Origin of the sequence: Micromonospora echinofusca (assembly GCF_017614955.1) — a bacterium.
Taxonomy (GTDB): Bacteria; Actinomycetota; Actinomycetes; order Mycobacteriales; family Micromonosporaceae; genus Micromonospora; species Micromonospora echinofusca_A.
On sequence record NZ_WVUH01000384.1, the window covers coordinates 1 to 6,321 of the forward strand.

General features: G+C 73.9%; 7 protein-coding genes. 4 read left to right on the top strand and 3 right to left on the bottom strand.

The annotated features are described in order from the left end of the window. Positions 1 to 25 precede the first annotated feature (25 nt). Positions 26 to 283: a hypothetical protein gene (locus GSF22_RS29005; protein WP_208817084.1), complete on the top strand. Its 258-nt coding sequence runs from the start codon at positions 26 to 28 to the stop codon at positions 281 to 283. Between the two features lie 128 nt (positions 284 to 411). Here GSF22_RS29005 and GSF22_RS29010 read toward each other — a convergent pair whose 3' ends face one another. Beyond that, complete coding sequence (locus GSF22_RS29010; protein ID WP_208817072.1) at positions 412 to 1,611, bottom strand: MFS transporter; 1,200 nt, start codon at positions 1,609 to 1,611, stop codon at positions 412 to 414. Between the two features lie 164 nt (positions 1,612 to 1,775). On the opposite strand from GSF22_RS29010, the gene GSF22_RS29015 reads away from it, so the two are divergent. Beyond that, positions 1,776 to 1,988 carry a hypothetical protein gene (locus GSF22_RS29015; protein ID WP_208817074.1) on the top strand — a complete coding sequence of 71 codons (213 nt, stop codon included), beginning with the start codon at positions 1,776 to 1,778 and terminating at the stop codon, positions 1,986 to 1,988. A gap of 48 nt (positions 1,989 to 2,036) precedes the next feature. On the opposite strand, the gene GSF22_RS29020 is transcribed toward GSF22_RS29015, so the two are convergent. Continuing rightward, positions 2,037 to 2,489 (bottom strand): hypothetical protein, encoded by a 453-nt coding sequence (locus GSF22_RS29020; protein WP_208817076.1) that lies wholly within the window; start codon positions 2,487 to 2,489, stop codon positions 2,037 to 2,039. Between the two features lie 162 nt (positions 2,490 to 2,651). Between GSF22_RS29020 and GSF22_RS29025 the strand changes: the two genes are divergently transcribed. Beyond that, positions 2,652 to 3,011 carry a DUF6401 family natural product biosynthesis protein gene (locus tag GSF22_RS29025; protein ID WP_208817078.1) on the top strand — a complete coding sequence of 120 codons (360 nt, stop codon included), beginning with the start codon at positions 2,652 to 2,654 and terminating at the stop codon, positions 3,009 to 3,011. Between the two features lie 54 nt (positions 3,012 to 3,065). Here the strand turns inward: GSF22_RS29025 and GSF22_RS29030 are convergent, their stop codons facing one another. Then, complete coding sequence (locus GSF22_RS29030; RefSeq protein WP_208817080.1) at positions 3,066 to 3,938, bottom strand: mechanosensitive ion channel family protein; 873 nt, start codon at positions 3,936 to 3,938, stop codon at positions 3,066 to 3,068. 221 nt (positions 3,939 to 4,159) lie between these two features. Here GSF22_RS29030 and GSF22_RS29035 point away from each other — a divergent pair, with 221 nt between their 5' ends. Continuing rightward, a complete protein-coding gene (locus GSF22_RS29035) occupies positions 4,160 to 6,286 on the top strand; it encodes an ATP-binding SpoIIE family protein phosphatase (RefSeq protein ID WP_208817082.1) in 2,127 nt (708 codons plus the stop codon). Positions 6,287 to 6,321: the final 35 nt, after the last annotated feature.

Consider the following 6,321-nt stretch of genomic DNA (forward strand, 5'->3'; position numbering starts at 1 on the left):
CCGGGGCGGGGGTACCGCAACCGGTATGACCGACGACGACCGCGCCGTGTGGCGGAACGAGGAACGGCTGCCCCTCAGCGAACTGGAGCGGGCCGTGGCCACCTCCCCCGGCGACGGGCAGGTGGAGGACGTGACCGGCAACGAGGCTGGCGCCGAGGCGGCCTTCGGGCACGGCCCGGCAGCGGCCGACGGGCGGGGCGAGGCAGCCGGGGAGGGCCGGGAGCCCACCGACGCGGACCGGGCGTACCGGCCGTCCACCACCGGACGGACCGGGCCGCACTGACCGGCCGACCACCGGGCGGTCCCGCCCCCGGAACAACGCCGATGTTGCAGCTTGGGCCCGACTTTTGTCCGTTTTGTACCTGATGTCGGGGCCACAACTGCAAGATCAACCCTGCGGGTGGGGGCCGGTCAGCTGGCCGCCGGGCGACGCACCGAGGCCGCGTAGAGGGCGAGCAGGACGACCGCGCAGACCACGAGCGCCGGCCCGAGGGCCTCCACCGAGGTGCGGCTCAGCAGCACGCCGAAGCCGGTCGGCAGGAGCGCCCCACCCAGCCCGGCGGCGCCGATCTGCAACCCGATGGTCCGGTCGGCGTGCGCCGTACCGACCCGCTCCGCGGTGGTGAGGGTGAGCAGCGGGAAGACCGGCGCGGCGGCGAACCCGACCACACCCAGGCCGAGTACCGCCACCCAGGCCGGCGCGGGCAGCGCCACCAGTACCGCGCCGAGCACCATGCCGACCAGGCTGCCCCACATGATCCGGGCGGTACCGAGCCGTTCGGCGAGGACCCCCTGGACGACCCGGCCGGCGAAGAGGCTGCCCCAGTACCCGGACACGCAGAGCCCGGCGACCGTCGCGGCCATGCCCCGGCCCTCGGTGAGCAGCAGGAACGCCCAGAGGCCCGCCCCCGCCTCGATGGCCACGTAGAGCGCGAAGGCGACCACCCCGAGCCAGACGGCGGGCAGGCGCAGGGTCGCGGAGATCTGCACCGGCCCGACCGGCGGGGCGGGGCTGTGCGCCGGGCCGCCCCCGGTGGCGGGAGCCGGTCGTACCCAGGCCCGCACGGTCAGCGCGAAGGCGGTGGCGAGCAGCAGTTGGGCGGCGGCGACGGCGGCGTACCCCCACCGCCAGGCGAGACCGAGGCTGAGCGCCCCGGTCATGATCAACGGGCCGAGGGCGACGCCCAGGCCGAAGAACGCGTGCAGCCAGTTCATGTGCCGGGGGCCGAAGGCGCCGGCGGCGTACGCGTTGAGCCCGGAGTCGATGGCACCGGAGCCGAGCCCCAGGAGCAGGGCGCAGCCGACCATCACCGCCAGCACGGGTGACAGGGCGTACCCGGTCAGGGCGGTCGCGGCGAGGACGGTACTGCCGGCGAGCAGCCAACCGACACCGAGCCGGCTGATGGTGAACCCGGCGGCCACGCTGGAGAGGAGGTACCCCGTCGTGCCGGCGGTCAGGACGAAGCCGACCGCCGCGGTGGGCACCCCGAGATCGGCGCGGATCGACGGCCAGCCCACCCCGAGTAGCCCGTCGGGCAGACCGAGGCTGACGAACGCCAGGTAGGCCAGCAGGAGCAGGCCGGCGCGGGGGGCGGGTACCGGATGGGACATGTGCTCCGATCCTGCCCTATCGGCTGTCCCACGCCTACCCCGTGCTCCCGTGGGCCGAGCCACAGGACCGCGCCCTCCGGAACGCCACGCGAACCGGACAGCTCACCCACAAATGGGCCGATCGGCTGACGGCAACCCGCCGGATCGCGCGCAAGACTTTCGGGATGCGCCAAAGTTCCGGTTTCCTCTCCGTGCGGCAGCGTCGGTTCGCCTGGCTGGGCTTCCTGCTCGCCGCACTCCAGGCCCCCGTGTCCGCCATGCTGGTCTCGGACGACTCCTGGCTGTTCAGCGTGGTGGTCGCCGTGATGGTGGCCACCGTGATCATCGCCGACGACGCGGCCCGGCAACGTCCGGCGGACGCCCGCTCCGGCGAGTAGGGCCCGGTCCCGGGCCCGGTGGATCGGCCGGGTGCCTCCCGGCGGGACTCAGCCCTCCCGCCCCGGACGGGCCTCGTGTCCGGGGCGCCCCCGGCTACGGCGACGTTCCTTCATCTCCGCCTCGTACAGGTGCCGGCGCCCGCCGACCAGTTCGTCGCGGGCACGGGCGTCGAGGGCGCGGAACAGCGCGTAGTACCCGTCGTCGAAGTCCTCGACGATCTGGAACGTCCAGCGACCGGCGATCACGTTCCGGCCGAGCAGGTCCCCGGCAACCGCGTCCGCGAGCGACTGGTGGCCGGCCTCCCGGAGCAGTTCCACCGCCTCGTCCAGCATCAGGTCGGCGTGTCCGATCAGCTGGTGCAGCGAGTACAGGTGGCCACGGGCCCGTTCGACCGTCTCCAGCGCCTCGCTGAGCTTGCCGAGCGCGGCGACGGTCCGGTCGCCCACCCCGGCCGGGCGGCGGTGCTGCGGGTCCGGGCCGTCCCGGTCGTCCTGGGCCATGTCGCTCCCCCTGTGTCATCCTCGTCACGGCTGGCCCTGGGCGTACTGCCCCGTCCCGCGCGGCGGTAATCCGATCCGGCGCGGTCACCGGCCGGCCGGTCGTCCGGCATCAGCCGACCGGCCGAGGTCACCGGGTGTCACTCCTGGTTAACCTCGGTCCCCATGCGCCTGCCCTTCACCGCCGGTGCGGCCCCGTCGGCGACCACCGGGCCGCACGCCGTCCTCGCGTCCCTGCTGTCCTCGGTGGGTACCGCCGGACTCGCCGCCGCTGCCGCCACGCCCGGTCTGCTCGCGGCGGTCGACCAGCACGCGGCGGCGGTGCGGGACAGCCTGGACGGCGACGTGTGGCCGGTGACCCGGGTCGGGCTGGCCGGTTACGCCGAGGGGGTCCGGGACGCAGCCCGCGAGCACGGGTGGCAGCCGCCGGCCGTTCCGGTGGACTGGTCCGCCGTCGACGACTGGGTGCTGCTCCGTCTGCTGGCCGTCTGTCTCCTGGCCGAGCAGCTACCGCCCGGCCGCTGACCGACGGCGGGCGCCCACCGGTGACCCGGTGGACGCCCATACCTCATCTGGGGCTCAGCGCTCCGGCGGACGCATCCGCTCCGTCGCGTTGCCGGACTGGTACGTCCCGGTGCCGCCCCGGCCGGACATCGCCGACTCCTGGGCCCGGGGCATGGCCTGGGTGCGTTCCGCACCGGTCCGGTCGGCCATCTGCCGGTTGACGTCGCCCCGCCCGGCTGCCTGGGCCTGCCGGTGCGACCTGACCGCCTCGGACTCCCGCGCGGCCCGGTCCAACCAGCCGTCCCAGCGGGACTGCATGGGCTTCACCAGACCACCACCCACGCCGACGATCAGGATGCCGGCGATGGTGGCGAGCACCGCGACGAGGACCGGCGTGGTCACCGTGGTGGCGATGCCGACCTGGTTGAGCGCGGCGATCACACCGAGCGCCAGGACGAAGATCGACGCGACGTCGCCCAGGATCCGACCGTAGGACAGGCCCCCGAGCGCACCGGTGACCAGGTCCCGGACCGCGCTGGCGATGGCCGCCGCGACCACCACGATCACGATCGCCACGAAGGCGCGTGGCAGCCATCTCACGACGCCGCTGATCAGGTCACTGATCGCGTTCGGACCCCAGACCCCGAACGCGAACTGCAACGTGAACAGCAGGACGGCGTAGTACGCCAGTTTGGCCAGGATGTCGCTGGCGTCGTACTTTGTCCGTTCCAGCGCCCGACCGACGCCACCACGTTCCACGGCCCGGTCGAAGCCGACCCGTTCCAGGGCCGCGTCGACCACCTTGAGCACCGCACGGGCGATGATCCAGCCGATCACGAGGATGGCGATGAACGCGATCGCGCGCGGCACGAAGAGCAGCACGCTGCGCCACATGTCGCTGACCGCGTTCCCGATGTCGACCTGCCCGGCCGCGAGGGTTTTCGTCATGATGTCCCTCCTGTCACCTGGTTGCCGCCGGGCGCATACCCGATCGTCAGCGACAAACCCCTGACCTGCGGGTCTGGTTTTCCGACATCGAGCACCAGCCGGCCCGAAAGGGGGCCGATCCGGCTCCCGGGCCGGCTCACGCAGCTCTGGCGGGACACCCCCGGCCAGCGACCGCCATCAAGATCCATACGTGCCGGGAGCGGTCCCGATAGGCTGCTGGCATGCCAGGCACGGTCGGGCGAGTCCCCACTCCGTCAGCGCCGGTATCCGGCGCCCCCACCGCATCGGATGCCGCCGCCCTCGTCCTGCACCACCCGTGGGCCCAGACCCCGCTCGGCCCCCCGGAAGCCTGGGATCCGGCGCTGCGTGCGGTGATCGACCTGATGCTCGGCTCACCGGTCCCGATGGCCCTCAGCTACGGCGACGACCTGGTGCTCGTCTACAACGACGGGTACGCCGAACTGATCGGCGGCAAACACCCGGCAGCCTTCGGTCGTCCCAGCGCCGAGGTCTTCGGGGAACTGTGGGCCCTCCCCGGCGTCGGCGACGTCGTCGGACGGGTCTACCGGCTGGGCGAGCCGTTCCTGGAGAAGGAGACCACCCTGCCGGTGTCCCGGACCGGCACCGGGACCGTCGAGCAGGCCGTCTTCACCCGGGGCTACTCGGCGGTGCGGGACAGCGGGGGCGACATCGTCGGCGTACTCACCGTCGCCGCCGAGACCACGCAGGTGACCGAGCAGTTGCAGAGCCTCAGCGAGTTGGCCTCCGCGCTGTCGGGCACGTTGACCCTGGACGACGTGGCCCGGGTGGCGCTGCGCTCCGCGCTGACCTCGTTCGACGCCGACCAGGTCGGCTTCGCGGTGGACGACGGGCCGGGCTGGCGGGCCGTCCGACGGGTCCGGGGCGAACTGCTCGACGAGGCCGACGAGCGGCTGCCGCCGCTGTGGCGGCGTTGGCCGGCCGACGCGGGTACCCCGATGACGGTGGCCGCCGAGACCGGGCGGCCGTCCTTCACCCCGGACGGGCAGCCCCTGCTGGCGACGGCGGTGGACCGGCACGACCAGAAGGTCCGGGCCGTGGCCGCGCTGCCGTTGCGCACCTCCTCGCTGCGCGGCGCGCTGACCGTGGCGTACCGGGAGGCACATCCGTGGACCGCCGCCGAGCGGGCCCTGCTGGCCGCCTCCGCCGAACTCGTCGCGCAGGCCGCCGAGCGGGCCCGCCGCTTCGAGAACCAGCACGGTACGGCGCAGCTGCTGCAACGGAGCATGCTGCCGGAGCACCTGCCCGACCTGCCCCGGCTGCGGGTCGCCGCCCGCTACGACCCGGGTGTGGACGGCAACGCCGCCGGGGGCGACTTCTACGACGCGTTCCTCATGCCCGACGGTGGGCTCGGCATCGTCCTCGGTGACGTGGCGGGTCACGACGTGCAGGCCGCCGCCCGGATGGGCCAGGTACGCGCCGCCCTGCGGGCCCTGGCGCTGAGCCAGTCGCAGCCGGACGCCGTGCTCACCGGCCTGGACCGGCTGGTGGGCAGCCTGGGCGCGGAGGGACGCACCGACGAACTCTTCGTCACCGTGGTCTTCGGCGTGATCGAGCCGGACCGGGAGCTGATGACCCTGTCCAGCGCCGGTCACCCGGCCCCGCTGCTACGCCGGTGCTCCGCCGACGGTGACCCGGTGGCCGAGTACCTGGAGATCCCCACCGGCCCGCCGTTGGGCCTGGGCGGCACCCGGACCAGCACCAGTGTCCCCTTCTCCCCCGGTGACACCCTGCTGCTCTACAGCGACGGCGTGATCGAACGGCGCCGGCAGAGCCTGGCCGCCGGGCTGACCGACCTGGCCGCCGCAGTCGCCGGGGCGGCCAGCGGCGACCCCCGGGCGCTCTGCGCGGTCGCCACCGCGGCCGTCGCCGGTGCCACCGAGGACGACGTCGCCGTGCTCGCCGTCGAGCACGTGCTGACCCCGAGCCGGTCGGCGAGCATGGAGGTACCGGCCGAGCCGACCGCACCGAGCCGGGTCCGGCACTGGATGAGCGCGCAGCTCGCCGCCTGGCAGGTACCCGAGCAGGTGATCGGCGCGGCGGTGCTCTGCACCAGCGAGCTGACCACCAACGCCCTGCTGCATGCCGGTACCGCCGCCCGGGTCGAGATCGACCTCAGCCCGGAGCGGCTGCTCGTCTCGGTGGCCGACAGCGGTACCCGGGGCACGGTGACCCGGGCCCAGACGGACACGCTGAGCAGCCGGGGCCGGGGTCTGGGGCTGATCGAGGAGCTGAGCGACGCCTGGGGGACCGACCCGACGGTACGCGGTTCCACGGTCTGGTTCGAGATGCTCATCCCCGGCGGCTGACCACCGGCTCCCTCAGCCGGGCTGAGCCACTCCCC